The 23,777-nt window shown below is 41.5% G+C and carries 23 protein-coding genes; 3 read left to right on the forward strand and 20 right to left on the reverse strand.

Translation table 11 applies throughout. The features are described 5' to 3' along the window. Positions 1–2: 2 nt before the first annotated feature. From AAG747_RS28285 to AAG747_RS28305, 5 genes are read right to left on the reverse strand one after another with little or no spacing between them, the layout of a single operon-like run. Positions 3–881: a hypothetical protein gene (locus AAG747_RS28285; RefSeq protein ID WP_346824630.1), complete on the reverse strand. Its 879-nt coding sequence runs from the start codon at positions 879–881 to the stop codon at positions 3–5. Then, on the reverse strand, positions 878–3,298 hold the full coding sequence (locus tag AAG747_RS28290; protein WP_346824631.1) for a TraG/VirB4 family ATPase: 2,421 nt from the start codon (positions 3,296–3,298) through the stop codon (positions 878–880). Before AAG747_RS28290 ends, AAG747_RS28285 begins: the two co-directional genes overlap by 4 nt. Then, positions 3,295–3,570, reverse strand: coding sequence for a hypothetical protein (locus AAG747_RS28295; protein ID WP_346824632.1), 276 nt, complete (start codon positions 3,568–3,570; stop codon positions 3,295–3,297). Before AAG747_RS28295 ends, AAG747_RS28290 begins: the two co-directional genes overlap by 4 nt. After that, the gene (locus tag AAG747_RS28300; RefSeq protein WP_346824633.1) at positions 3,567–3,884 is read right to left on the reverse strand and encodes a hypothetical protein; all 318 of its coding nucleotides are present in this window, start codon (positions 3,882–3,884) and stop codon (positions 3,567–3,569) included. Before AAG747_RS28300 ends, AAG747_RS28295 begins: the two co-directional genes overlap by 4 nt. Before the next feature lie 10 nt (positions 3,885–3,894). After that, on the reverse strand, positions 3,895–4,152 hold the full coding sequence (locus AAG747_RS28305; protein ID WP_346824634.1) for a hypothetical protein: 258 nt from the start codon (positions 4,150–4,152) through the stop codon (positions 3,895–3,897). A gap of 149 nt (positions 4,153–4,301) precedes the next feature. Between AAG747_RS28305 and AAG747_RS28310 the strand changes: the two genes are divergently transcribed. Then, positions 4,302–4,499, forward strand: a complete 198-nt coding sequence (locus tag AAG747_RS28310; protein ID WP_346824635.1) for a hypothetical protein — start codon at positions 4,302–4,304, stop codon at positions 4,497–4,499. A gap of 203 nt (positions 4,500–4,702) precedes the next feature. Further along, on the forward strand, positions 4,703–5,065 hold the full coding sequence (locus AAG747_RS28315) for a site-specific integrase (protein ID WP_346824636.1): 363 nt from the start codon (positions 4,703–4,705) through the stop codon (positions 5,063–5,065). A 217-nt stretch (positions 5,066–5,282) separates the two neighbouring features. Here the strand turns inward: AAG747_RS28315 and AAG747_RS28320 are convergent, their stop codons facing one another. The 8 genes from AAG747_RS28320 to AAG747_RS28355 form a co-directional block, all read right to left on the reverse strand. After that, positions 5,283–6,002 carry a hypothetical protein gene (locus tag AAG747_RS28320; protein WP_346824637.1) on the reverse strand — a complete coding sequence of 240 codons (720 nt, stop codon included), beginning with the start codon at positions 6,000–6,002 and terminating at the stop codon, positions 5,283–5,285. A 6-nt stretch (positions 6,003–6,008) separates the two neighbouring features. Continuing rightward, on the reverse strand, positions 6,009–6,716 hold the full coding sequence (locus AAG747_RS28325) for a hypothetical protein (RefSeq protein WP_346824638.1): 708 nt from the start codon (positions 6,714–6,716) through the stop codon (positions 6,009–6,011). Between the two features lie 6 nt (positions 6,717–6,722). Next, on the reverse strand, positions 6,723–7,367 hold the full coding sequence (locus AAG747_RS28330) for a hypothetical protein (protein WP_346824639.1): 645 nt from the start codon (positions 7,365–7,367) through the stop codon (positions 6,723–6,725). Next, complete coding sequence (locus tag AAG747_RS28335; RefSeq protein ID WP_346824640.1) at positions 7,364–9,436, reverse strand: hypothetical protein; 2,073 nt, start codon at positions 9,434–9,436, stop codon at positions 7,364–7,366. The genes AAG747_RS28330 and AAG747_RS28335 overlap by 4 nt, the downstream gene beginning before the upstream one ends. Before the next feature lie 22 nt (positions 9,437–9,458). Further along, positions 9,459–10,151, reverse strand: a complete 693-nt coding sequence (gene tssD / locus AAG747_RS28340; protein ID WP_346824641.1) for a type VI secretion system tube protein TssD — start codon at positions 10,149–10,151, stop codon at positions 9,459–9,461. Between the two features lie 232 nt (positions 10,152–10,383). Next, positions 10,384–11,043, reverse strand: a complete 660-nt coding sequence (locus AAG747_RS28345) for a hypothetical protein (protein WP_346824642.1) — start codon at positions 11,041–11,043, stop codon at positions 10,384–10,386. 2 nt (positions 11,044–11,045) lie between these two features. Further along, on the reverse strand, positions 11,046–11,669 hold the full coding sequence (locus AAG747_RS28350; protein WP_346824643.1) for a transglutaminase-like domain-containing protein: 624 nt from the start codon (positions 11,667–11,669) through the stop codon (positions 11,046–11,048). A gap of 2 nt (positions 11,670–11,671) precedes the next feature. After that, entirely contained in the window at positions 11,672–12,148 is a 477-nt protein-coding gene (locus AAG747_RS28355) for a hypothetical protein (protein WP_346824644.1), read from the reverse strand. Positions 12,149–12,292: 144 nt separating this feature from the next. Here AAG747_RS28355 and AAG747_RS28360 point away from each other — a divergent pair, with 144 nt between their 5' ends. Then, complete coding sequence (locus AAG747_RS28360) at positions 12,293–12,457, forward strand: helix-turn-helix domain-containing protein (protein WP_346820603.1); 165 nt, start codon at positions 12,293–12,295, stop codon at positions 12,455–12,457. Positions 12,458–12,552: 95 nt separating this feature from the next. Here the strand turns inward: AAG747_RS28360 and AAG747_RS28365 are convergent, their stop codons facing one another. The 7 genes from AAG747_RS28365 to AAG747_RS28395 form a co-directional block, all read right to left on the reverse strand. After that, positions 12,553–14,880, reverse strand: coding sequence for an AIPR family protein (locus AAG747_RS28365; RefSeq protein WP_346824645.1), 2,328 nt, complete (start codon positions 14,878–14,880; stop codon positions 12,553–12,555). A 4-nt stretch (positions 14,881–14,884) separates the two neighbouring features. Continuing rightward, positions 14,885–15,883, reverse strand: a complete 999-nt coding sequence (locus tag AAG747_RS28370) for a PD-(D/E)XK motif protein (protein WP_346824646.1) — start codon at positions 15,881–15,883, stop codon at positions 14,885–14,887. Then, complete coding sequence (locus tag AAG747_RS28375; protein ID WP_346824647.1) at positions 15,870–18,635, reverse strand: Z1 domain-containing protein; 2,766 nt, start codon at positions 18,633–18,635, stop codon at positions 15,870–15,872. The genes AAG747_RS28370 and AAG747_RS28375 overlap by 14 nt, the downstream gene beginning before the upstream one ends. 1 nt (position 18,636) lies before the next feature. Then, entirely contained in the window at positions 18,637–20,109 is a 1,473-nt protein-coding gene (locus tag AAG747_RS28380) for an ATP-binding protein (protein WP_346824648.1), read from the reverse strand. 228 nt (positions 20,110–20,337) lie between these two features. Then, the gene (locus AAG747_RS28385) at positions 20,338–21,591 is read right to left on the reverse strand and encodes a DNA cytosine methyltransferase (RefSeq protein WP_346824649.1); all 1,254 of its coding nucleotides are present in this window, start codon (positions 21,589–21,591) and stop codon (positions 20,338–20,340) included. A 16-nt stretch (positions 21,592–21,607) separates the two neighbouring features. Further along, a complete protein-coding gene (locus AAG747_RS28390; protein ID WP_346824650.1) occupies positions 21,608–22,024 on the reverse strand; it encodes a very short patch repair endonuclease in 417 nt (138 codons plus the stop codon). A 1,015-nt stretch (positions 22,025–23,039) separates the two neighbouring features. Continuing rightward, a complete protein-coding gene (locus AAG747_RS28395) occupies positions 23,040–23,618 on the reverse strand; it encodes a glycoside hydrolase N-terminal domain-containing protein (protein WP_346824651.1) in 579 nt (192 codons plus the stop codon). Positions 23,619–23,777 lie beyond the last annotated feature (159 nt).

Below are 23,777 nucleotides of genomic sequence, written 5' to 3' on the forward strand. Positions count from 1 at the left end.
TTTCAAGTTTTTTTCGTAGTATTTTTGGAATACAGGTATCGGGCTCCGGCACCCAACAACCCGGCACCGGCAGAAGCTATGCCTGCCATACGGGAAGGAAACTGGGAGGAAGCCACCGTTCCCATAAACAAGGAAGTCAAATAAGGCACCATCAGGTACAAGAGGGTGGTCGTTACACTAACAATGATAAAATTCAGTTGTGTAAATTCCTCCCCCGGATAAGCAGAGGTATATCCTTTGGCAAAGGTTTTGGCATACAATGCCACCATATTGTCCAGTACGATCAGGGTAATACTCCAACATTGCACCGACAAGTAGTTCTGGAACCAACGCAAAGCCAAACCTTCCAGAGCCGGTACCACACTCAAGGTCAAGGCCAATGGCCCCGTCACATACAGAAACCCTAAAAGGGATTGACGCAAGAGTTCCAGGATCCTTCTGAGCACCGAAACCACCCCGGTAGACAGAAAATTGCCTACCAGTTGATAGAAGTCCAGGCGAAAGACCCCTGCCACCGTATCAAGGTAGTCCTGTAAACTGTTGCCCGACACGTCTTTGCCGGTGCGTTCCTGAATCATCTGGTGAAGGGAGGCGTGAATGTTTTTGGTTTGAGGCAAAAGCCCGGCAAAACCTCCGATCCCTCCGGAAACCACGCCCATCAATTCTCCATAGAAAAAGACCGTAAACAAGATGACAAAGCCCCGGACCACCGGAAAATAGTTGACCCGCAAGCCCCTGTTTTGCGTCAACCCCCGGGCCAATGTCGCAATCAACGTCAGGGTAATCAAAGTAGGCAAAAGCCAGTAACATTGTGTCACGACCAATTCACCTAGCTGCAACATGGCCTGTATAAAAGCGGTATCGTGAGAAACATTATTCATTGGGCAATTGTTTTTTTAGGTTCCTCCTTATCTTCCAGGTATTGATGAACAGCATAATCCACCCTTCCGTAACGCTGGATAAGCTTTTGCAAATAATTGCGTTCATGGGGCTTGGAGGACAGTACCGCATCCAGTTCCGGAGCGGCTTCCAATACAAAGACTTTTGCCGATTCTCCCTGACGGATCAAGAGCTCCCGAAAACGCCCTTGGGCCCTAAGGGAGCGTACCTGTTCTTGTTGATGTCGGGTAAACCCCAGTACCTTACCCAGCTTCTCCAAACGGCTGGAATCGGTATGAAAGAGAATCAACTGTGTCTGTGCATTGTTGAGAATAGCCGCTCCGATGGCTGAATTTTCAATTTCCTCCAAGCCTTGGGTGATTATACACATACTACCTTTGTTTTTCCGGATGGTGCGGTACATGCTTTCTACCCAGTCGCCCAGGGCATCGGAAAGCATCGCCCAAGCCTCATCCATATATATGTATTTGACCTGATCGGGAAATTTGCGCAATTGATCCAGTGCCAAACCGGTCACGAGCAGTGAAACAATAGGATACAAGGTGGCATCCCCTTTGATCTTTTCCATGTCAAAACAGGTCAGGGGATAATCGGAAATATCCAACTCCCGTTGGGCATTAAGCACCTCTTTGTAAGAGCCGGTAGCAAACGGCTTTAACACCACCAACAACTGAGGAAGATTGAAAAATGCCATCTCCTGGCGGTATTCTTCACTTTCAGCCCGTTGTTGCCGGTCCTGAGTTTGCAACCAGGCATAAAAGCTACGCATCCCGGGAAAAGCTTGTTCTCCTGTTTTGTTTAAATACCCATAGTACTCCGGAATCAATCGGGTCAGGATGGCCCGCTCCGCCGGAGTCAGGGGATGGCCTACTTCCGGGCCCTTCCAGATCACCGAAAGTAACCCTACCAAGAAACCCACCTTTTCAGGAGGCAATTGCCAACGACCCTTGACTTTAGGCACCAAAAAGGGATTAAATGCCAAAGGGCTTTCCGTCTCATAGGTAAAGTAGGTATGGGGAAAGTCTTTGCCGTTCAAGGCCGTAAGCGTATTTTTATACGAGCCTCCGATGTCAATGATCAATTGGCGGGCTCCCCGTTCGAAACGCTGTACGATCAAATGGCCAATAGTATAGGACTTCCCCGAACCCGAAGGCCCCACCACCAGGGCATTCTGATTATTTAAACTGGTATTGAACAAATTCACCAGTACAGGCGCACAATGCCGGTCACAAAACAAATCCCCTTCCTTGTCGCTGCGATAAGAAGTGGTAAAATGCACATACCGGACCGCCCGGTCGGCTGTGGTCAAGAGCCAACGGTAATTTTGAAAACCGTTACCGGGCAGACAGGCAAAAAACAAGTTGGCCGTATCGTAAGATTCTACCAGGGCATGGGCACCCTGAATACTCCGGAAAGCGGCCAGGGTCTGTTCCAAAGCCCTCTTCCGGTGTTCCCCGAACAAAAGTACAGAGAGGTGAAAACTTACCAAGCGTTTGTTTTCCAACCGCACCTCCCCGGTAAAGGCATCTATTTCCTCCGACTTGATCCGGTTATCCTGTGTGGAAAGAAAATCCAAGGAGCGGTTGATCTTCTTGTCCATATCCAAGCGTTGAAGTTCTTTTTCGGTATCCTCGATCAACAGGGACTGGGTCAACACATGCTCCGTGTCCAATGTCCGCGTCAAGGGGGCTACCATAGAGGCGGAAATCCCAAAGCTGTTTTTTACACTGGCATGACTTTCCACTGCCTGACTTTTGAGAGAGACCATATTGACTTTTTTCTCTCCGATGATCAGGGCAGACAGATCGTTGTGGTATTCCCGATGCATTCTTTCCGGCTCCAAGGCAAATTCCAACTGGAAATATTGCCGGTATAAGGTTTCCAGTTCCCTATTGCCCAAACGGGTAAAGTGCAGGTCTTTATAACCCAGGGCCTGAACAAACTCTCCGGCCTGGGCTTCCGCCTGTTCCAAACGTTGCCGGATACCGGCAAAGGGATTGGACAGCAAGACTTTACGGGCGGTAAAAAAAGAACTAAAAGCATTGGGCTTGACCGAACGGTGAGTAGGAAAAGAGATAAACAAATAACTTTGTTGCAAAAGCAAAGGCCGGCCCTGGAAATAGCGGGCCGTTTTTTGAAAAAAATAGCCTTGTTGCGTTTCAGGACAATGCCTTTTCCGGTAATAACAATCGGTTTTTTGGATGAGGGCCCCTATAGGCAAGTTGTGCAATGCCTGCGTAAATAGCCTTGCCTGTTGCTCGTAATCTTGTTGCGACCAGGTTTCCTCCTCTACTGCTTCTACCCGGAAACCTACTGCTACCCGGCCATCTTTAAAAACTACCTTATCATCTTCCAGGCTGTACACCGGGTTGACAGAATCAAAATCAGCACTTTTCATGAGACTATTTTTTTAGCTTGTACCAGATGAAATGAGAGAAAGGAAAACAAAAAGCCCGGGTGTTGTTGTTTATTGGCTTTTTGAACGACCCACCCTACCAGGCTGATCAGCAGTAATATAGTCAGATAATACCCCCGTGGCACAGGGACAAACAGGTTGACCATCCCACCCAACAAGGTCAAGCCTACGACCAAACATCCCAGTAGTATCCAGTCGTTGACCGGAAGACCTAACACCCGGGATTTTTTCTCCAAAGACAAATACGTTTTCATCGCCCCTTCCCTCCTACCAGTTTGGCAATATCGTCTTCCACCAGTTGGAAACCGCCCCAAAGGCCACAAGCGATGATGAGTTGAAACAGCGCTCCGATGGCATCCGGCTCTCCCTTGATAAACTTGGTTACGGTACGCACCAGGCCGATGACCACCACGATGGCAAACACAGCATTGCCCAAAGTGCTCACCCAGGTGCCGATATTCTTCAAGGCCCCGGCAGAGCCTTGGGCTCGCACAGCTTGAGAAAGCAGTAAAAGGCACAAGGTAAACAGGTCTTTACGGGCAAATTTTTGGAAAAAGGTAGTTTTCATGGTTTTTCTATCATGTAGTCGGTGAATAATCCTGTTGCTGAAGGTTTGAATAAAGCGTCTCCCCGATGGCTTTGGATACCGGTTCCGGCTTGTTTTTCGAAACCGTATTTTCTCGGAGCAAAGCCCGGTCGGCTTCTGTCAACATATGTTTCCGGGAAAGCAAGGCTGGATGCTTGCCCATCCCAGCCGTTTTTTTCCGGGTAAAAAGCCGGGAATAGGTAAGAACGATTCCTCCGGCAACCATCAGAAATAGGGCAATAACGATCATGGAAGATTGCTTTTTTGTTACAAGCATACCGGAAGAAAGGGAAAGAAAAAAGCTACCGGTTCCGGCTTGGGTGGAAAAGGGAGGAAATGACCGGATTTTCCTTAGGGAAAGTTTTTATCTTTATTTGGAAAACCTAACCCCAATACATCATGCATCGCAAACGCTTATGTATTTATCCCAAAGATGTACAGGTGATCACCGGGAAAAGTGAAAAGACTGCCCGGAAGCTTTTGCATCAAGTGAGGGATTACTTTCACAAAGAGCCCCATCAGTTGGTGGCTGTCTCTGAATTCTGTGCCTACACCGGCCTGGATGATGAAGAAGTCAAAAAAGCCATTGGCCTGTAAATAAGGTCAAATGAATGCTTTGAACGGAGCAGTCCCTGCGATGTCATAAAATTTGAAGGAATTTGGAGAGAATTGGGAGGGGTAATTTTCAGAAGGCAAGAGAATTAGTTGGGTACTAACACCTTTTGGAGCTTCAAACGGTTTACAAATACCTTAAAAACTTTGAGTATGTCAGAGTAATCGAGTGATATTATATTCAGTAATTGGGAACAGATGCTACAAGAATTGCTACAAATTTCGAGATTCCCAACAACAATTTTGGACTGGAAATTCCCAAGCAACATTACCTCTTCGGGGCAGATAAGATGAAACCGGGACCGGACTCACTACTTCGTGTGCGCGTCACCGAGCGGCATATCAAAGTGCTCCGGCATTTGGAGATCTATGACGGGTTGGTGACGTTGTACTCCTGGAAACATACGGGCGTGGTCAATGCATACCGGGCCGGAGTGGATATCAAGACCCTACAAAGCCAATTGCGGCACCATTCTTTGGAAATGACGGATATTTACCTGAGAAGTTTGGGGATGGTTCTGAATAACGAATTGAAAGATAAGAGTTGGTAGGTTTTCACCGGATTCACAAACAACAAAGGATTGAGGCTTTCAGGCTTCAATCCTTTGTTGTTCGAAGCCTCAAATCCCCCTGATCATGACGGGGGTGAGCCACTTTGCCCTTTTGGTTTTTAGGCCTTTGTTCTTTCTTCAACCCTCTATCTCATAAATAAGAAAAGCCGGATTTGTAGTGGATTGCTACAAACCCGGCTTTTTTCAGGTTAGTAAGTTAGTATCTTCCTTTATACACCTCATACAGTACCTTTTCGATGTCTTCAAAGGACTTTCCTTCATATACCGCAGCAATGGCTTTGTCTAACTTCTTGCCCATTTTCTTATGTAACTTACGATAATTAATTTTTGACACTTTATACATGGGGGATGGAAAGAGATATTTATCAGAATAATAATACCTCCCATACCACTCCTCTAAACACCGGTTTCCTTTAATAGGCGTTTCCCCTATAAAGCCTATTTCTCCTTCTGCTTTATCACGAGCGTAGAACCGAACCCTGTATCTAAGGTTTTCTTCTTCATAGTTTTCATGATACTCTTGTTCACATATGCCAGCTGATCTTCCCGAAATCATAAATACATCATAACGGTAACCAAAATCTAAATTTACACGGTCTTTATTGTATGAAGTTGGCAAAGCATAACCAGGTTTGGTTCTTATTCCTATAATGTTTCGGTCTAACTCTACAAGATAGGTAAGTACCCCCGCTTTCTTGTTTTGTATCACTACAGCATAAGTATCTGTCGACTTATCATAACTTTCATAAAATATGACCTGTCCTTCTGTAGTTTTACTCTCAATACTGCGACAAGAACTACTAAATAGTAATACGATGAAATAAAAAATGATTGAATTTCTCATAGAGTTCTTTTGAGAGAAAAAAGCCGGGTTTACAGCAATCACACTACAAAACCGGCTTTTTACACTTATCATTGAGCCTTATTTTTTATAAATCTTTTTCAAAAGATCATTCACTTCTTCGATAGACTTTCCTTCATACAAGGCCACAATAGCTTCTTCTATCTTCTTACCCTTCGCTTTACTCAACATTCGATAATTGACCTTCTTCACTTTTTTCATAGGAGATGCAAAAGGATAACTTGTGCGAACCCCATACCATTCCTCTAAGCACCTATTACCTTTGATGGTTCTTTCACTTATAAAACTAAGTTTACCTTTGGATTTATCATGTGAATAGAACCTAACATGATAGTTATAATTCTCCTCATTAAAAGTTTCAAAATTCCCATAGGGTTCACAAATTCCAGCGGTGTTCCATGAAACCATAAAAACCTCATAACGATAGCCAAAATCCAAATCCACATCCTTAGAAGGGGAAGGAGGCTTATATCCTGGCTTTGACTTGGTTCTTATACCAATAAGGTCTGGGCCTATTTCGACAATGTATGTAAGAATCCCTGCTTTCTTGTTGTGAATTAATACCGAGTAAGTATCAGACGATTTATAGTAATTCTCATAAAAGACAATATCCTCAGCTTCTGTTTTGCTGTCGATGCTGCGACAAGAACTACTAAATAGTAATACGATGAAATAAAAAATGATTGAATTTCTCATAGAGTTCTTTTGAGAGAAAAAAGCCGGGTTTACAGCAATCACACTACAAAACCGGCTTTTTACACTTATCATTGAGCCTTATTTTTTATAAATCTTTTTCAAAAGATCATTCACTTCTTCGATAGGCTTTCCTTCATACAAGGCCACAATAGCTTCCTTTACTTTCTTTCCATTCTTCTCACGCAACATGCGATAGTTAATTTTATTGGCTCTATCCATTACTGTAGGAAAATAACTCACATAATTACCTTCACTCCATTCTTCTAAGCACCTATTGCCTCTGATGGTTCTTTCACTTATAAAACTTAGCTCTCCTTTGGATTTATCATGTGAATAGAACCTAACATGATAATTATAATTCTCTTCATCAAAGGTTTCAAAATTCCCATAGGGTTCACACTTTATAGCTTTATACCCAGAAAGCATAAAGACTTCATAACGATAGCCAAAATCCAAATCCACATCGTCAGTAGGAAGAGGAGGCTTATACCCTGGCTTTGACTTGGTTCTTATACCAAGTAAATGAGAATTTACCTCTACTATATATGTCAACACCCCTGTTTTCTTGTTGTGAATTAATACCGAGTAAGTATCAGACGATTTATAGTAATGCTCATAAAAAACAATACCCTCAGCTTCTGTTTTGCTGTCGATACTGCGGCATGAACTAAAAATCAAGATTATTGACAGTAGAACCGGATAATACAAAAACTGCTTTCTCATGGCATTAGGGTTAAATATCTAAGTTGCATCGTACCATTTCTCACTATATCCCATTGAGATTTGTAAAAACTCTTGCGTTGAAACTTGGGAACAACTTGGCCCTGCGCATCAAAATCGTAATCCATATAGTTCTCCATCGTTTCACTCAATGGTTTATAATTAGGCTTATGAGGTTTCTTAGAGGCGCCTTTCCTCTCAGCTTGGAGCTGTGTCAACTCTGTCTGTCTTTGAACAAGCTCAACCTGGGTGGCCTGGTGCGCTGTGGCTTTTACCGCAGGATTGATTTCGGCTCCTTTTAAATCCACAAGGTTAAGGTTACTTTCCTGGAGTATCACCTCTTGAATTTTTTGTAACTTGTTTTTAAAAGAAAGATAAGTGTTGAACTGTTGATTACTCAAAGGAGCTAAACAAGACACATAATCCCCTCCTAAATTGTCAAAACGGACATAATCCCCCAATGAACTCATCCCAAGGGCTTGCATATTGTGTTGTAAGTCGTTATAGCTTTTAATTTTTGTATTTAATACATCAATTTTCATTTTTTTACCTTTAATCTCTTGATCAATTTCCTCCCTGGTCCGTTCAGGAACAACCTTACTGGATTTTAATTCCTCACTAAATGTATGTGGAAGACCCAAACCATGACCCACCTCGTGTACAATAGCATCTACAATAGAAAAACCGGAGGAAAAGATATGCGATATCCCACCTCCCCTGTATGTATAACCCGGCACACACTTGCTTGTATCCGAATTGGTTGATTCGGCAAATGAAGCATATATATCCTTGTAGTAGAATACATAAATCGTTTTGGTGACACTGTTTACCAACCTGTCCGTAGGGGTAATTGTTTCATTGGTAACCCCCTGTTGAGTGAGCAAAGCTTTCATCCTTTGTTCCGCTTTTAAATACGCATCGTACTTTCCATTGACCCCGTTGTTGATAAGCGGATTGTTCCAGGCCTGAGTAAAACGCTGTTGGGTATGTGCGGCTTGTGCAGCCCGAATTTGATCCACCTTTGTACTGGCCTGGGTATTGTAGTTTACCAGCCTGGAAAACTCTGTCATAAAGTCCTGAACCGCTTGGTACATGCCACTTTGGGTATAGGCATTTTGCTTGGCCGCTATTTCAGCGGTTTGCTGGGGTGTCCGGGTCAACCTCACATACTCCTCTTTTACAAGTGTATTAAACCGTTGGCGATCTGCATTTTTATTCGATAAATAAGTTTTGTTTCCCGGAGGGGTAGATAAGAATGCATTCAAACCGATTCCCCGGTTCAGCCTGATATGATGGGTGGTACTGGCCACTTCACTGTAAATGAGTGCCTGGTTAAAGGATTTGTTGTTGAGGTAATCTTTGAGCTGCGCCTCTTGGATATCCGGAATCGAAGAAGTAGGAACGGACTTAATCGTACTTGGATTGTTGCTAAACGAAACATACACAGGTTGTATGGTGGTTTTAAAACGCTGATCATTCGGATAGATAATCAATTTCCCGACCACCTTGTTACTGATCTCCGCAGTGATATAGACCTCCGAGGAAAAGGGTTTCAAACACTCCAGTTTAATAGTGGGTAACTGGCTTTCCTTGGTATCGAGGTTGAGGGTAAGGGACTTGTCCGGCCCTCCATCAATGGTTATACTGGATGGGTCGGAACTGATAAGTTTGGCAGTGCCCTGTTTGCCGCATTTGCCTTTAAACCCCTTGCCTTTTTCCAAGCGCACCACTACCTCCACGGTATTCTTGGTGTTGTTCATATTCCCCTGTACATTGGGTGGCCATATCGACAAGTACGGACAGAGGTAATCGCGGTTTCCGGAGATGTTTTTGTCCTTTTGTACAATACCTGCAAGCTTGGGGTACTCATTGATCCGTCCTTCGGCGGCCACATCCTCATCAAAGCGGTCAAAACCAAAGGCTCCGTCATAGGACTTGTCTCCTTTGCCGTACTTTCCGTCCGCCTGTTCCCGGGAACGGTAAAAGTCTACCACAAAAGGGTCTATGGGCAACCCCAATGGTTTTACTTGGATATAATTACTGGGATTGCCTGATTCGGATACGATAAACATAGTGAATTCGGTTTAATAGTGATTAATGGGTTTTGGGAATGGCTTCTAACAGGACTCTTGTAATACCCCCTGTGATAGTGACGTCTTTTAACAGACCGTCTTCCAGGGGCTTGCCGTCCCGTTTGAAGTCGTGTTTGCGGTTGTCCAGATTGATGTCCAAGTTTTTACCCGGCCCGTTTTCTGTCTGGATGACCAAGGTTACTTCGCCCTCCAGGGTTTTATCCATTTCCTCCCCGTTTTGGTCTTCGTAATGCATTTTGATAATCTCCAACTCCTTCTCCGGAGCAATAGTCGTTACCGGGGTATCCCGGGCGCTCAGGTCGGTTTCCTTCCAGTAATGCTCCAGGATTTTATACCCTCCATCGTAGAGGATGGCCGGGGAGAGTTTGATTTGGGTGGTCATGGGTTCCCCATTCACCCCGTTGAAATTATTCTTAAAGAAGACGCAATGCACATCGTAGAGTTCGAAAACCCGGCTTTTGCTGTCCTGCGTCACCGGGGAAACGACAATCTTTACTTTTTTCACCATGTCCATGCCCACCGACCAGGCAAAAAAACTCTGATCCGAGGTCGTTTCAAAGGTGATATCAAAGATTGTCCCGTTGGGTTTGCCCATCGGTTTGCCGTGTTCGTCTACCGAACGGGTAAAGCGGAATTTGAAGTCAAGAATGTTAATTTCCTTATCCTCAACATACATTTTAGCAATTAAGCTCATAATGCAATTGTATTTATAGATGGTTGAAATAATGGTTTATAGGTAAATGTATAAAACATTTTTCTAAATACAATTACCTGGTAACAGGTAAAAACACAGAAGATTATTCCTAAGATCTATAACTGTATAAAAAGAAAAGCAAACCTATCGGCTTGCTTTCTTTCTATAAATACAATTCCCTAGTAATATGAGTTTAATGAGGCAAATGTAGAAAATAAATGCGTAATTCTACTTAAACAAGTAATTTCCGGATTTGATGGGCAAAGTTCCGGATGCGGGTCTTGTCCCGTTCGGACAGCGGGGTTTTCCGGTTAAAAACCAGGATCAAAGTGTACAATTTTTCCGGTTCCGCCTCCAGGTAAAGGTGGTATACCGCTTTGGCTTCCGTGGATAACAGCTCCAGCTTGGCCCGGCCCGAGGGCATCAAGTCCACGTTGTCGATGTACAAATCCTTGTCCAGGCTTTTGAGCATTTTTTCCAGGTAGTTCAAGGCCTGTTTGTTCAAAGGCTGCTTTTGTTTCAGGGGTTTTAAGGGCTCTACCAACCTTCCGTCTTCGTACTTGCCAGTCAGCTCCACAAAGATGGACAGGTGCAAGTCCTCCGGCTTTTTGCGCTCCCCGTGGATCTTGAGCACCGCTACCTGCATACAGCTAAACTCATGGGCAAGGCGGTTCATCAGTTCGTATACTCCGGAGATTTTTTGCAACACCTCCTGCCGCAGATGAAGGGCAAAGGCCCTTATCGCTTGGCTGCAAGCCTGGAACAAACCCACTAGGGCAGTGGCCAGGGCTTTACGTTGTTGTAGCAAGGCAAACACCAGGACCCCGCAGAGCACCTGCACCAGGCCAAACCGCTTAATGATCTCCAGCAAGGGGGTCAGTTCTTCCGGCATGATTAATACAAATTTTCAAGGCGTTCACAGGCGTTTTTGACGGCTTGCAACTGCTCCTGGAGATAGTCTCCGGGAAAGCCCCATACTTCCGCGTCCCAATCCCCGGGACGGGTAGCCGAGCCTATGGGAAAGCTGCTCTCCGGGGCCAGGTTCCGGACTTTCACCGCGCTGCCGTCTTCGTAATAGCTGCCCTCCTGGTGCTGGTAGTAGTCGCGGCCATTGTATCTGGTCATCCGGTAGTAATGCGGAACCTTTAAATTGCTTAAAATACTGGAAATAAAAATCGTATAATCATCGCAGGCCACGCCCCGGGCCCGCTCCTTCCAGATACGAAGCGGTCTATGCAACTGCTCCGTGCCGGGATCGTCCTTGCGGTACCGGATATGCCGGCAGATAAAATCAAAGATATTTTTCGTGGTCGTCTCCAGGTACTTGCCCTTCAGGTGCCCGGCCAGTTTCCGGGTATCACCCAACGTCTCTTTGACAATCTTCTCAATCAGGTTCAGGGTGTCGAAGACGTCCCCGTGCTGTAAGATTTTATCCGTGCCCTCCAGCTCGCTGAAAGAGGGAAACAGCCGGTTATATTCCCTGCCGGACCTTATTTCCCGTTTACCTGTGGCTACCATCCCTAAATCCCGTTGACGGTTTGCGTTTTACCTAACTGCTTGGTAAAGCTCTCCGAGAAGGGATAGCCGTTGGCCTCGCCCTGAACGTCTACCTTGATTTCCATCGAGGACAAAAAGGCAAAGAAGTTCAGCCCTAAAGAGAGCAACGAGGCCTGTAACGGAAAGCGCTCTACGCTGCTATCCCGGGGCAAGATCCGGTAGGTAGACCCCGCAGGGGGCGACTTCACGATCAGTTTCCATACCCCCTGCCCGTCTTTGACGTATAAGGAGATAACCAGATGGCTTAACTGTAAGCTGTGGGTGGAGTAATTGGAAAACCGAAAGGCCGGCTCAAAGTACACCTTGCCCTTGCTGATCCGCGGCCAGTCGATCCCGGCAAAGCCGATGTCGATCTTTCCGGCCGTGTATTTGGTCTTCAGGGCATCGCCGGCCACCAGGCCCGCCAGCAAAATCCCCCCGGTGATTAAGAATACATTCATACGTTTTCGAATTGGATAAGGCAAGTATAAGAAGGGCGGGTTTTGCATTGAACAAACCTAGCCAAACTCGCTGATTTTCAATGAAAAATGCGTATTTTTAGCTATCTTTACACCGATTAAAAAACCAAAAAATCCTGTAAAAAAATGAGCATGATCACTAGAAAAGAAATGGCCGATATGTACGGGGTGAGTTATTCCACCATCCGAAGATATTTAAAGGCGATTGGCATTGATAACCCCAGGCGTATCAGCCCCAAAGAGATGAAACAGTTTGTAGAACATTACGGAGAACCGGACGGATGGGAATAGGCATAAAAACAGAAAACCCCGGCTGCTGAGAGCTGGGGTTTATTAGAATACAAAATAGTTTTCCATATATAACAATCTTAGAAAGTAGAAAATGATTAATTCACAAAGCCATATTTCTCAGCCTTTTTGAGATTTAATCTTGCAATAAATTTATTTCTTTTCGTAAATTCTTTTTTGCCAGCAGCAAGGTCAGCCATAAAACGATATTCAAAAGGTTTAAATCGCTTATTCTTTTTATCCCACTGAACAATTTTTTCTACCAGATCTATAGTAATCTCCCGTTCATTGTTTTGTTCATTTTCTTCTTCTGAGAAAAATTGCTCCATATCAAAGAAAATTTCAGGAACCTGATCTGAAACAAGACCAAGTATCAGTTCACCTTGATGACGTTCTATATCTGATAAATTTCTGCTATTCCTGATTCTATTTCCGATTGTGTTAGCCATGTCATATTGGTACAGAGATAGTTTACCGGATTCTCTTCCCCAATCCTCAATTTTTTTCCATGTTTTTGGGTGTACAGACTTAATTCTCTCAATGGAAGCATTTACCAATGCCTGAACTGTTTCATCTTCGGTTACTTTACTTCGACTGACAGATGATTTATTTGTTCTGACCTCATTTAAAGAATCAAGGTTAATTCCAAACTCATGCTCTTTAATTGCATTCCAACAGTCTTCTTTTTTAGCCCATTCACCATATAGAGAACCAGGAGCATTTTCTTTGATGTATTTTTCAATACTCACCATTAATTCATACAGCTTATCTTTTAAATGAGAGCTTAATTTCTGATTTTTCCATATTTTATATAAATCAAGTGAATACTCTAATTGTATTCCTAACCATGCAATGGAATATGGAACTGTGATATAACGCATGTCACCTATTGAATTCGGCCTAACACCGTATATTTTTTCAGCAGTCTTAAAAAGTATAGCTAACGCAATGGCATCTTCAAACCAAATATTATCCGGTTTGGAATCAAAATTATAACTCAAGAACTGTGCATAGTTCTTTTGACTTCCTCTTACGACAAAATGTGGGCCTATGACCAATTTCTTTCCATTGTAAACCTCCCGATAAGAATTGACATATTTTGCCAGAAGTTCTTTGGTAAACATCTGACTTCTTGGATTCTGCTTGTCAAATTGTTTTCGTCTGGAAGGGGTAATTCCAAATCTTATTTTTTCATTTTTATACTGTCCTCTTGATCTTTCGAAGAACCAACGGGTTTGATGTGATCCTCCTGTCTGTGGGGGTGCCCAAATAGTTCGTGAAAACTTTTCCAGAATTACGTGGTTTTCCCTGTTTGAACTTAGGTCCGAAGCAGAAACTCTGTTTTGGGTATTAGCATATTCCGCTATTCTGCCTACAATTTCACCAAAGTTCTGCCGGTTATTTACAATGGTCAGCTTTACAGGAACAAAAATTTGTGAAATATCAGCTTTATCTTTTTTCCAGGTATGGTAGATTGAAGCTGTTGTTTGTCCTCCGTTTACAATCTGAAAGTCCTTTACATAACCAATTGCTTTGCCTTGATTGTTAGGGAGGGTAATAATTTCTACTTCTTCGGCAGTCGCGGCAATTCCATTATTGAATGCCATGAACATATGCTGTTCATTCAGGATGGTCTTTCTGATTCCCTTGTTGATTTTTCCTGTAAATTGCAGAAAGGAACGGACATTTTGTTCTAAAAGTCTTGGCCCATATTGTTCGTATATATCGGCCAGAACTGATCCTGGCATAATCGCCAGATGCGACTGATAATCCTTGTTTTCAATTCTATTGTCTATACAGGGTACAGTAACATTATTGCTTTTAAAATCAATCTCAATTGGAATTCTTGATTTTTCGGAAAGGTTAAAGAGATAATTAATGTCAATAGCACGATAAAATACTGGATAACCGGCTACTTTATCTGAAAGTTTCAAATCAGTCTTTACCTCTCCATTAGTGACCAAGAAGACGTTGACTCTTGTAAGAAACTCTCTTATTTCCGGCACATTAGCCAATGTTTGTGCTAAATCAAATATTTCCGAACTTTCTTCCAGTTTGTTCACATAATCTTTGTAAATGGCATTTCGGAAAAATTTTGCAAGACGGTCAATAGCCTTTTCAGCTTCTGCTTTTGAAACAGACTGTATACTTTCATCAGGCCTATAGATGGTAACAAACAGATCCAGAGTTTCGTAATTTTCGTAAAGAGCGTATGCATTTATTTTGTGCTCAACACCCCTTTTACTTATTTTTTCATCATAGCAAACCCGGTAATTTTCCGTTTCACCGACATCAGAAAGTAATGACAGTGCATAATCAGTAAATATCTGTTCAGGAGTAGCTCCTTCTTCTGCGGATAGAAGACTTGTTTTTACATCCTCTTGGATCTCAGTATAAAATTTGATTAGTTCCCTGTTTTCAAGCATAAAATCAATAGTTTGCTATCTCTGAGAATAATTGATCTTCACTTAACGACCAAGAATTATTTGAAATGATAACAGTGTATTTCACATCACCAACACCTGAAGGCACAAGACTTTCAGTAATTCTGGGGAAGTCTTCGGTTATACGGTAAATATTTTCCTGTCTTATTGAATAGCCATTTTCATTATACAAATCAAGGTGTATATCAAAATAATTGGCTTCCAGAAGTTTAACTTTAAAAGCATTCAACACAACAGGGTTGTTGCTGATAAGTCCTTCTACCCCTTCAACAATTTCATTTAGCGTTTCTCCATGATGTCTACGGACATCAAGTGATAGATGGTAGAGAAAAATACTTGGGACGAACGAGGTGTCTAACTGACGTTCACTTGTGATTTGTAGTTTTTGATGATTTTTACCATGTGTGGTTTTTACTTCTACCGCCCAATCGGAAAATTGAAAATCCTGGATGGCCTTTTCTGGTCCCTTCCAACTGGAAATACAAAATTCATGATTATCCGAATGAGTTAGAAATTTTCTCAGAAAATAAAGTTCACCATACAATCCTCTTTGTGCTTCATCTGATAGTCCCTGTTGTCCAAGTTTTTCAAATAGCAACCTCCATTTTTCTAGCCTGAGGAGGAGTTGATTAATCAAGCTGCTTTCTTTTGTAGTCTCAGAAACCTCGCTGATTAAATCTTCACATAAGGCTGAGAAGATATCTTTATGCTGATTATTAAGAAGCAAAATTAGCATAAACTGCTTTTGAGGTTGTTTTTCGTCAGGCAGAATTTCAATCTTAATATCTCTAAACTTATCACAGTTTTGTAGTTGTAGATCAAAGCTTTTATCAAGGTGTACGGCAATGCACCTAAGCCTTTCCGGTACTTTCAGGCTAACATATACGTCAGGTTTAACTTTTCCTGAAAATCTTTTGTAAAGCAAGCCGCTTTGCAAAAATTTATCGCCTTCAAGTTCATCCCATATTTTCTCAATTTTCATCATCAATAAAATCGTCTACGTTTTCTTCCATGTTAAATCTGTCCAGCAGTTGTTCATTCACAGCATAGGCAACATATGCACTAAAGTCACTACCAGGAAAACTGATTGCGTAACCAACAAATGGATTTGAACCAGTAGGCATTCCGGCACCGGCAGGATCAAGTAAATAAATGAGCAATAAAGGTTTTTTGGGATCTCTTATTTTGTTTCGAACAATTTCTCCATTGGGATATGAAGGAGTTCCTTCTTTATTCTTCTTTGCCCGATCTTCCGCAGTCAACTCCATAGCCCTCGTATATTCTTCAGAGGTCAAGTCTATGAATTCATCTTTCGGGCTGATTATGTGTGATTTCCTAAGGTAATAAATGTTGCTATCCGAATTATTTTCGTCTTCTCGTCTCATGAAACAGCCAATATCAATCGGATTACTGTTAATTTGAAATACACTGGTATAGGAACTGTTTCGTTTTGACATAAGAGCGACCCGCCAGCTTGTTAATTCACCATTTGGCAGTTGTGCGTTAATAAACCGGATAAGGTTTTGAGGATCATACGCTTTTAGGTTTTCCGGTGTTCTTATCCCATTTAAATAATCAATAACCTCATTCGCAGATCTGTCATACCAAACAAAATTGTTATTAATTGTACTGTAACTATCCGACAGCCCGGATATGAATGTGTTTGTAGAATCCAGATTATGGTCAATAATTGATTGTTCTTTCTTAAGCTCATATGATTCAACCAGACGACCTGCCCAAGTTACATGAACCATTACTGCAGAACGTAATTTGTTGGTTGCAGAAATTTGTAATACTCCCGGATGAGTTCGAACTTTCAATGCATATTGTTCGGGAGTAGAGCCGGCAACATCAGCCATATAATCAAATTCCTCGCGTAATTCTTCTGTCGCATGAGTAATGTGACAAAACCATTCATTCAGTTCCCGGCTTGTAAATAATCTACAAAGATCAACATAGCCCGGTCTATAACCAAACCAGCGTCCCATTTGCATCAATGTATCATACATTTTTGATGAACGTAAGTAATAGCTGACAGACAGCCCTTCGAGGGTCAGTCCTCTTGATAATTTATTTCCTCCAACAGCTATAACTGATAATCCATCACGGTGATCATAGTAATTCAATGCCTCGCGGGAGCCACCATGAATTGCCTTCACTTCTATCCTAGAGGCAGCATCATTAAGATGTGCTAACACATCTTCCCATAAATGAACCTGAATTTGCAGGTCTGTTGTTGCAAGCGGGGAATTTAATATTTGATTTGAAACGGTTATGTATGACTTATAACTTGGTTGATCATCTTCAAATGTTGCTCTGAATTCTTCCAGTGTATCTCTGTCATTCTGGTCTATTCCCCTTCGGTAAAGATCAAACTGATTTTGTACAAGGTCAGCTATGTGATCTTGCCACAGCTGAAAACGAGAAACATGGATCAGCATAGAATTGTGAACAGTCGTTTGTCCTCTTAATCTCCTAACAGCACATGTCAGAATGAAACAACGAATTGCCCGTTTCAACGAATCAGGAATTGAAGATGGTAGCTGGTCAAGTTGTTTATGCTTGTCGGGAACAAATGACTGATGGTCTTCAATTCTGTTGATTATTGGATAAACGGTATTGGATTCGTCCTCATCTTCGACTGGTTGGAATCCGAATATTTTTTCAGGCCCAACATAATTTGAAGGGGCCGGAATATTTATGATGAAGTCCCGTGGAAACAGGTTATCCTCTTCAAGCGGAATAAAAATGTTTGCAAAAGGTGTAGCTGTATAACCAACATATCCAGATTTTCTGAATAAACCCAAAATATCCCTGATCTGACCATTGATTCTTGTCGGTTCCCATTCTGGTTTATTTGTGTTAATAGAAGCATTATCAGCCTCATCATCAATCAGTAGTAATGACTTATTCGTAATAATTCTCCTCCCATCTGCATCAACAAGATTAACCTTTGATGACAACCACTGATGTAACCGTCTCAAAACATGAGGGTTTTTCTTAACCACAGCAACGATAGGTTCATTGGTGTCGAAATTTAACCCTAATGCATTTGCTGCTCCTTGTGTAAAATCCCCGTTACCCAGGCTGGATGTCAGGGAATGAGCTGTGCCCGATTTATTTATTTTCCCTACTCCAATCCTGATATTATTATTCAGGTTGAATGCTCTTGTATGTTGTGTATCAAAACCAAGAAACCCTTCATCAAGCCTTAACTGAGTCTGACTTCTAAGATTATTGTGTATTCCAGCCAGTACAATGATGAGTTTAAATCCCGCATCAGCAGCTTTACAGATAAGGCCAGTGTAGTTTGATGTCTTGCCGGACTGAACCTGTCCAACAACCAGTCCTTTTTTATCTATTTGAATATTAGCAGTGGGATCAAAGAGCCCATCCAATATTCTGTCGGTAAGGCGATCAAGTTTATTTAATGTGTCTGGTGCGAAATTTTTTTCGTCCTGTAAATAAGCACGATATCGCGACCAAAAATCCCAGTTGATTACACCTCTTTTTTCATTTAGCCATGGCAGACGTCTTTCTTCCCTCTCAATTATCCTGTAATCCTCTACACGAACACTATATATACTTTCAATTTCCCTGATCAACTGCTTCCTGTCGCAGTCTTGAAAATCAGACATCTGAAGAACTTGGGTTACCCGTTCTTCTATTTGCTCTCTGCTTACAGATGTAGTATTACCGAGCAACACCCTTATAATTCGTATAGCTTGTTCAATCATTTTATAGCTGTTCGAGAAATTCCAGATAAAAATTAAATGGTTCTATATTCGCAATTCTAGCTTTAGCCTGCTCGGGTTCAACGCCTTCAGAAATCATGTTCTCATACATGATTTTCATTACCTCTGAAACAACTTGCTGATTCTTTCCTTCAAATGGTTGTCCGTGTGGAAACTCATTTTCATTCTCCTTTAGTGTAATAAGAGGAACCGGAACGGTTTCTTCGATAAATTGAAGGACTTTTTCTATTTCACCGGAAAGCCCATTATTTTTTTGAAAAAGTTCCTTTAACAGTGGGTGATTCCTATTTAATTTATAAAACCGTTTGCCATGTCTTGTCCTTTCTTCCCAAAAAGGGAAATATTCATTAACAATAAGTTTTCTTTTTATGACTTTGCCTTTGTGCCTGTATACTTCCAATGCCTGTCCTCTTGCTTCTTTCGCAACAGAAAGTAACTGCTCTTTCAATCTCCCTGGTGGCCGGGCTATTGATTTTTTTATATCAACCTGCCATTCATCATCCATAGTATTAGGTAGGTCAACACTAATTCTGCACAAATCATAATGAACTTCTTTTTTAAAAATGCCTAGCCAGTCGCCTGCCACAAGCAGTCTTTTGTTCCTATATACATAGAATCCCTGATGTGCTGTCCAGCTATCTTCCGGGCCTTTCCCATAATTATATTGTTCAGTTGTTAATTTTGACCTATGAGGTAATATGAATCCCTTAATACGAATTTTACCACCTTCTAAAACCGTCTCCGGTTTTGGTTGAAGTCCTTCATAACCGATCATAAAAGGATCCCAAACAGCAATCTTCCTACCTCTGAAAAATACATTTAACCCTTCTTCCATGTACCTGTGAAAAACCATTGAGAGGTGCTTCTTTACCCGCTCCATAGTCTCCAGGAATTTGGCTTTGGAAGTAACACTACCAGATGAGGTGTTTTTTGTTAACCGGTCTATATCATGCCATATGACGGTTGTGCATGAGTTAAGATCACCTAATTTCTGTTTAAAACCTTCAATATCCGGACAGAATTTAATCAGTTTCCATGCTTTTGCATAATTGACATAATCCAAATCCCAGGACCAGTAAACAATTGGAGTGTCTTTCGTTTTTGATATGACACAAAATTTTCGACATTGAGAAAAAGAAGCTGTTTTAAGTCCAAGCCCAAACCTTCCCAGGTCATTTTCACGTCTTTTTGTTAAAGGACTGACACTACCTGGTTTCATGGCCTGAATTAATGTATCATTAGTCATCCCAAAACCGTCATCCGTAATAGAAATTACTGTATCAGGACCATTCCAAGAATAGTCTACCCAAATATTTTTGGCTTCAGCAGAAATGGAATTATCAATGATATCAGCAATTGCAGTTTCAACAGAATACCCGATTGCACGGAAGGTTTCTATCATTGAACTCGCTTCTGGTTCAGCTGAGATGGATTCTATTTTGGAATAGTTAATCATCAATATCCATTAGTTCGTTAGGGGAAGGCTTTATTAAACTTTTGTTTTCCTATATTTTTGATCTTATTTTCAAATTTGAAATAAACCTACCTAGTTTTAGGCTTCATTATTTAAGAAACAATCACATTCTTTTTTTATTATACCCTATTATTACTTCCTATTCCTACTCTTTTTAGTCTATAGTAGACCTGATTATGTTTTTTTTGCAATAAGCTTTTTGAAAAAAGCTTATAAGATGCTTTTTATTCTTTTCGCAATCTCATACGCCATCAATGGCGGGACAGCATTTCCAATCTGCCTGAAGCCTGGAGTTCTGTTAATGCCTTCCCTAAGACCTTCAAAATAATAATCGTCCGGAAAGGATTGCAGTCTGGCAGCTTCACGAACTGTTATCGACCTGTTCTGACTGATATCAGGATGAATATAATAGTGTCCGTCTTTGGCTATATGGGCAACTACAGTTTGAGAATAAGGCTCATCCGGAGCTACTACCTTAAATCTGTCATAGAATGAATCTCTGTTTTTATGAGTTTTCAGACGATCCGGCAAATCATTATAATTCAGACGCTCTCGTTTTTTATTCCACTTTTTCAAAGCAATCCTGTAAATCTCTTTGTCTTGGTCTGTATGAGGCCGGGCAACATGCTGAGTCAATACATCAATTCCATTACGGATTAAGCTTTGTTCCAAATAACTGTTGGTGTCAGACTTATATGTTAAAAACTTGTCTTTTCCCTCTCCTGCCTGAATTCCAGGCAAATCCTCAAACAAGTGCCTCACCTTATAATCCGTGTTGATTTTGATTGATTCAAGATCAGGGATATCCAATGACAATTCTTTTCTCCAGCCAATAATTATAATCCGTTTCCTGTTTTGTAACACTCCGAAGTTATTGGCTTCTACAATAAATAGCTTGAGAAAGTACCCTTTTGTCAGAAAGAGCTTTCTCATATCTTCCAGATAAATCCCGTTACCAGCTGATTTCAGTCCGACAACGTTTTCAAATACAAACATTTTAGGTTCGTATTTTCCAAGAAACTCGGCATAAGGTATATAAAGGTAGTTCCTCGGGTCATCTGACATACTTGTTTTAGACCTTGCCCTTCCTACCAATGAGTAGGCCTGACAAGGAGGCCCTCCAATTATCAAATCAACTTTCCTTACTCTCAGTTGTTCTTCAATTATTTTATTGATTTCAGAGTAATGTTCTGCCCCAATCGGCAAATTGATTATTGTATCCAATACTTCAGACGGTACAGAGGAATACAGTTCCTTTCTTGATATATCTCCTTTCAGATAAGCTATATAAAGGTCATATTTGTTAATGGATTTCAGATAATGATAAACTGCACGGGTTCTGAGCGTATAGCAGGCGGCATTGTCAATTTCAACATGTGCAACAGGTTTGAAACCAGCTCTGATAAACCCTTCAGAGAGGCCTCCCGCTCCTGCAAATAGATCTATGTATTTCAATTCACTCATTTAATTCTGGTCTTATTTATTTAGTTAGTTTGCGCACAAGGGATTGAAGGGTTCTTTCTCTCTTTTCAGGTTTTAGCTCACATTCCCATACAATAATTACCTTCCATCCTTCCTTAAACAGTAAATCGATATTTGCGAGATCTCTCTGTTTATTTTTATTGATTTTATCAACCCACCACTCTGTTCTTGTTTTGGGTACAACAAAATACTTGCATCCCTCATGGCCATGCCAAAAACAACCATGGATAAATACCACGGTTTTGTATTTGGGAAACACCAAATCCGGTTTTCCAGGCAATTTTTTATCATGCAGCCGGTATCTGAACCCTTCAGAAAATAAAAACTTTCTGACCAACATTTCAGGCTTTGTGTCTTTCCCTTTTATCCGGCTCATGTTGTAACTTCTTGTCACTGGTTTGTGTACATCAGCCATTTAATATAGTATTTTTAAACAGGTTGACATTACTGTTAGTCCGGTTTATCTGATCAAATAATTTTGATTTATTACTTCCTGACTTTAAGGTATTATCAACCTTATACATTATCACAATTAATATTTTAAATATTTCATATAACCCCCTCAATAGCAAACAAATACATTATTTTTAATTTTTATTTGCTATAAAAATACAGCATAAATATATAATTTGAAATTTTATATAAACACACATTGTTTTTTATGATTAAAAAACATTAAACTTTTCCAAGAAACCACCCAGTCACACCTTTTTCAACATTATTCTCTCCCACCCCCTCAAAGCCCCACTCCCCAAACACGACTTGCATTTTTGCATACTTTGCACACCTCGCGAGTATAACCACTGTAAAGTGCTGTATTTCAATACTTTGTAGCATGAAAGTAAAATGCAAAGCCCTTGCATACTACGTTTTACTTTTTGTTGATTATCAATAACTTAGCGCTTTTGTAGTATGCAAACTGATTTTGCATACTTGCCGGGCAAGTGTGCAAAATGCAAATCGACAATTGCACACTTCACGCTTGTATCTTATTGATTTAAAACTAGTTGTAACAAAGTGTACAAAAATGCAAGTAGTATTTTTATAAAAGTTAAGAGTGAATAGGAAGAAAAGGGAGCCTATAGAAAAATCACAGCCCCTTTTTTGTACTTTAGAAAGTTTTAACCCCTTTCTACTCTCTTAGAAGTACTTTACTACATTTTAAAACCTTTCTAGTCCCTTAGAAGTGATTCTATATATGATTCTACAGGCCTTAAAAAGCTCTCTCCCCTTTAAGGAGAACTAAAAAGCCCCGGAAACGATGTCCCAGGGCTTTTTGTAAGCTCTTCTCTACTTAAAGGAAAATTCTTATTGGTTTAAGATATACACGCTTTTACGGTCTATCCGGCCTCCGTAGCGTAAAACACCCGTTTTCCGGGCATTGGTCAGGTAATTGGCCGCCGAACGCTCGCTCATCTTGTACTCCCGTTTTAAGGTCTGTTTGATTTCCGGGCTTCCAGCTGGCTCTTGCCACCAAATACCTTTCGCCAGTTTACCCGGAAGTGTCCGGATTGGCCTTTATAAGGAGAGGCATTGATAAAGTTAAACACCTTTAAAATCTGCTCTTCGTAGTACTCACAGAGCTGTGCAGCTGCATACGAGGACGGATAGGTCACATACTCCAGGTTGGATTCGTGACAGGCCGCTCTCAGGCATTCCATCACTCCCGCCAGCCGGATATAATGCATCTTCATCCGGCTGTGTACAGACTTGTAAAAGGAGCTTTTCTGTGGGTCCCGCAAGCTGTTGATAAAGTCTACCTTCTTGTCGTCCCATTCGTAGTAAATCTCCATTGCCCGCTTGTCAAAGGCCAACACATGACTTTCCAAATTTTCCTCTTTGGCTAGCTGGGCGGCCAGGCGGAGGTTCTGTTCTCCACCAGACCACATTGAGCTTTCGTTCAACACAATTCGGTCTGTCGCTATGCCACCTAAATCCATGGCGCCAAGGCGCCCGTTTCCTATGGGGCACGACTCTTCAAACGATTTCCCTGGCTTATCAAACCAAATACTTGTTGATGTCTTTGTAGAAGAGGAGGTATTTTACCTGGTTTCAGTTTGTGACAAGGTATCTTGATAGCGAAACCAGTCGAAATCGGCAATACCATCTACACCGTCTTCCGTTGTACTAAAATTAAATAAAGCAAAACGATTGGCGGTCCATGGCCA

The organism is Rapidithrix thailandica, from assembly GCF_039710355.1.
Lineage (GTDB): Bacteria > Bacteroidota > Bacteroidia > Cytophagales > Flammeovirgaceae > Rapidithrix > Rapidithrix thailandica.

What these genes read in the sequence shown, in the direction of transcription:
- AAG747_RS28290 (WP_346824631.1), bottom strand. Translation starts at nt 3,298, where the DNA reads ATGAAAAGTGCTGATTTTGATTCTGTCAACCCGGTGTACAGCCTGGAA.
- AAG747_RS28310 (WP_346824635.1), top strand. Translation starts at nt 4,302, where the DNA reads ATGCATCGCAAACGCTTATGTATTTATCCCAAAGATGTACAGGTGATC.
- AAG747_RS28380 (WP_346824648.1), bottom strand. Translation starts at nt 20,109, where the DNA reads ATGATTAACTATTCCAAAATAGAATCCATCTCAGCTGAACCAGAAGCG.
- AAG747_RS28295 (WP_346824632.1), bottom strand. Translation starts at nt 3,570, where the DNA reads ATGAAAACGTATTTGTCTTTGGAGAAAAAATCCCGGGTGTTAGGTCTT.
- AAG747_RS28325 (WP_346824638.1), bottom strand. Translation starts at nt 6,716, where the DNA reads ATGATAAGTGTAAAAAGCCGGTTTTGTAGTGTGATTGCTGTAAACCCG.
- AAG747_RS28335 (WP_346824640.1), bottom strand. Translation starts at nt 9,436, where the DNA reads ATGTTTATCGTATCCGAATCAGGCAATCCCAGTAATTATATCCAAGTA.
- AAG747_RS28305 (WP_346824634.1), bottom strand. Translation starts at nt 4,152, where the DNA reads ATGATCGTTATTGCCCTATTTCTGATGGTTGCCGGAGGAATCGTTCTT.
- AAG747_RS28300 (WP_346824633.1), bottom strand. Translation starts at nt 3,884, where the DNA reads ATGAAAACTACCTTTTTCCAAAAATTTGCCCGTAAAGACCTGTTTACC.
- AAG747_RS28385 (WP_346824649.1), bottom strand. Translation starts at nt 21,591, where the DNA reads ATGAGTGAATTGAAATACATAGATCTATTTGCAGGAGCGGGAGGCCTC.
- AAG747_RS28345 (WP_346824642.1), bottom strand. Translation starts at nt 11,043, where the DNA reads ATGCCGGAAGAACTGACCCCCTTGCTGGAGATCATTAAGCGGTTTGGC.
- AAG747_RS28390 (WP_346824650.1), bottom strand. Translation starts at nt 22,024, where the DNA reads ATGGCTGATGTACACAAACCAGTGACAAGAAGTTACAACATGAGCCGG.
- AAG747_RS28320 (WP_346824637.1), bottom strand. Translation starts at nt 6,002, where the DNA reads ATGATAAGTGTAAAAAGCCGGTTTTGTAGTGTGATTGCTGTAAACCCG.
- tssD (WP_346824641.1), bottom strand. Translation starts at nt 10,151, where the DNA reads ATGAGCTTAATTGCTAAAATGTATGTTGAGGATAAGGAAATTAACATT.
- AAG747_RS28330 (WP_346824639.1), bottom strand. Translation starts at nt 7,367, where the DNA reads ATGAGAAAGCAGTTTTTGTATTATCCGGTTCTACTGTCAATAATCTTG.
- AAG747_RS28360 (WP_346820603.1), top strand. Translation starts at nt 12,293, where the DNA reads ATGAGCATGATCACTAGAAAAGAAATGGCCGATATGTACGGGGTGAGT.
- AAG747_RS28285 (WP_346824630.1), bottom strand. Translation starts at nt 881, where the DNA reads ATGAATAATGTTTCTCACGATACCGCTTTTATACAGGCCATGTTGCAG.
- AAG747_RS28365 (WP_346824645.1), bottom strand. Translation starts at nt 14,880, where the DNA reads ATGCTTGAAAACAGGGAACTAATCAAATTTTATACTGAGATCCAAGAG.
- AAG747_RS28375 (WP_346824647.1), bottom strand. Translation starts at nt 18,635, where the DNA reads ATGATTGAACAAGCTATACGAATTATAAGGGTGTTGCTCGGTAATACT.
- AAG747_RS28370 (WP_346824646.1), bottom strand. Translation starts at nt 15,883, where the DNA reads ATGATGAAAATTGAGAAAATATGGGATGAACTTGAAGGCGATAAATTT.
- AAG747_RS28350 (WP_346824643.1), bottom strand. Translation starts at nt 11,669, where the DNA reads ATGGTAGCCACAGGTAAACGGGAAATAAGGTCCGGCAGGGAATATAAC.
- AAG747_RS28355 (WP_346824644.1), bottom strand. Translation starts at nt 12,148, where the DNA reads ATGAATGTATTCTTAATCACCGGGGGGATTTTGCTGGCGGGCCTGGTG.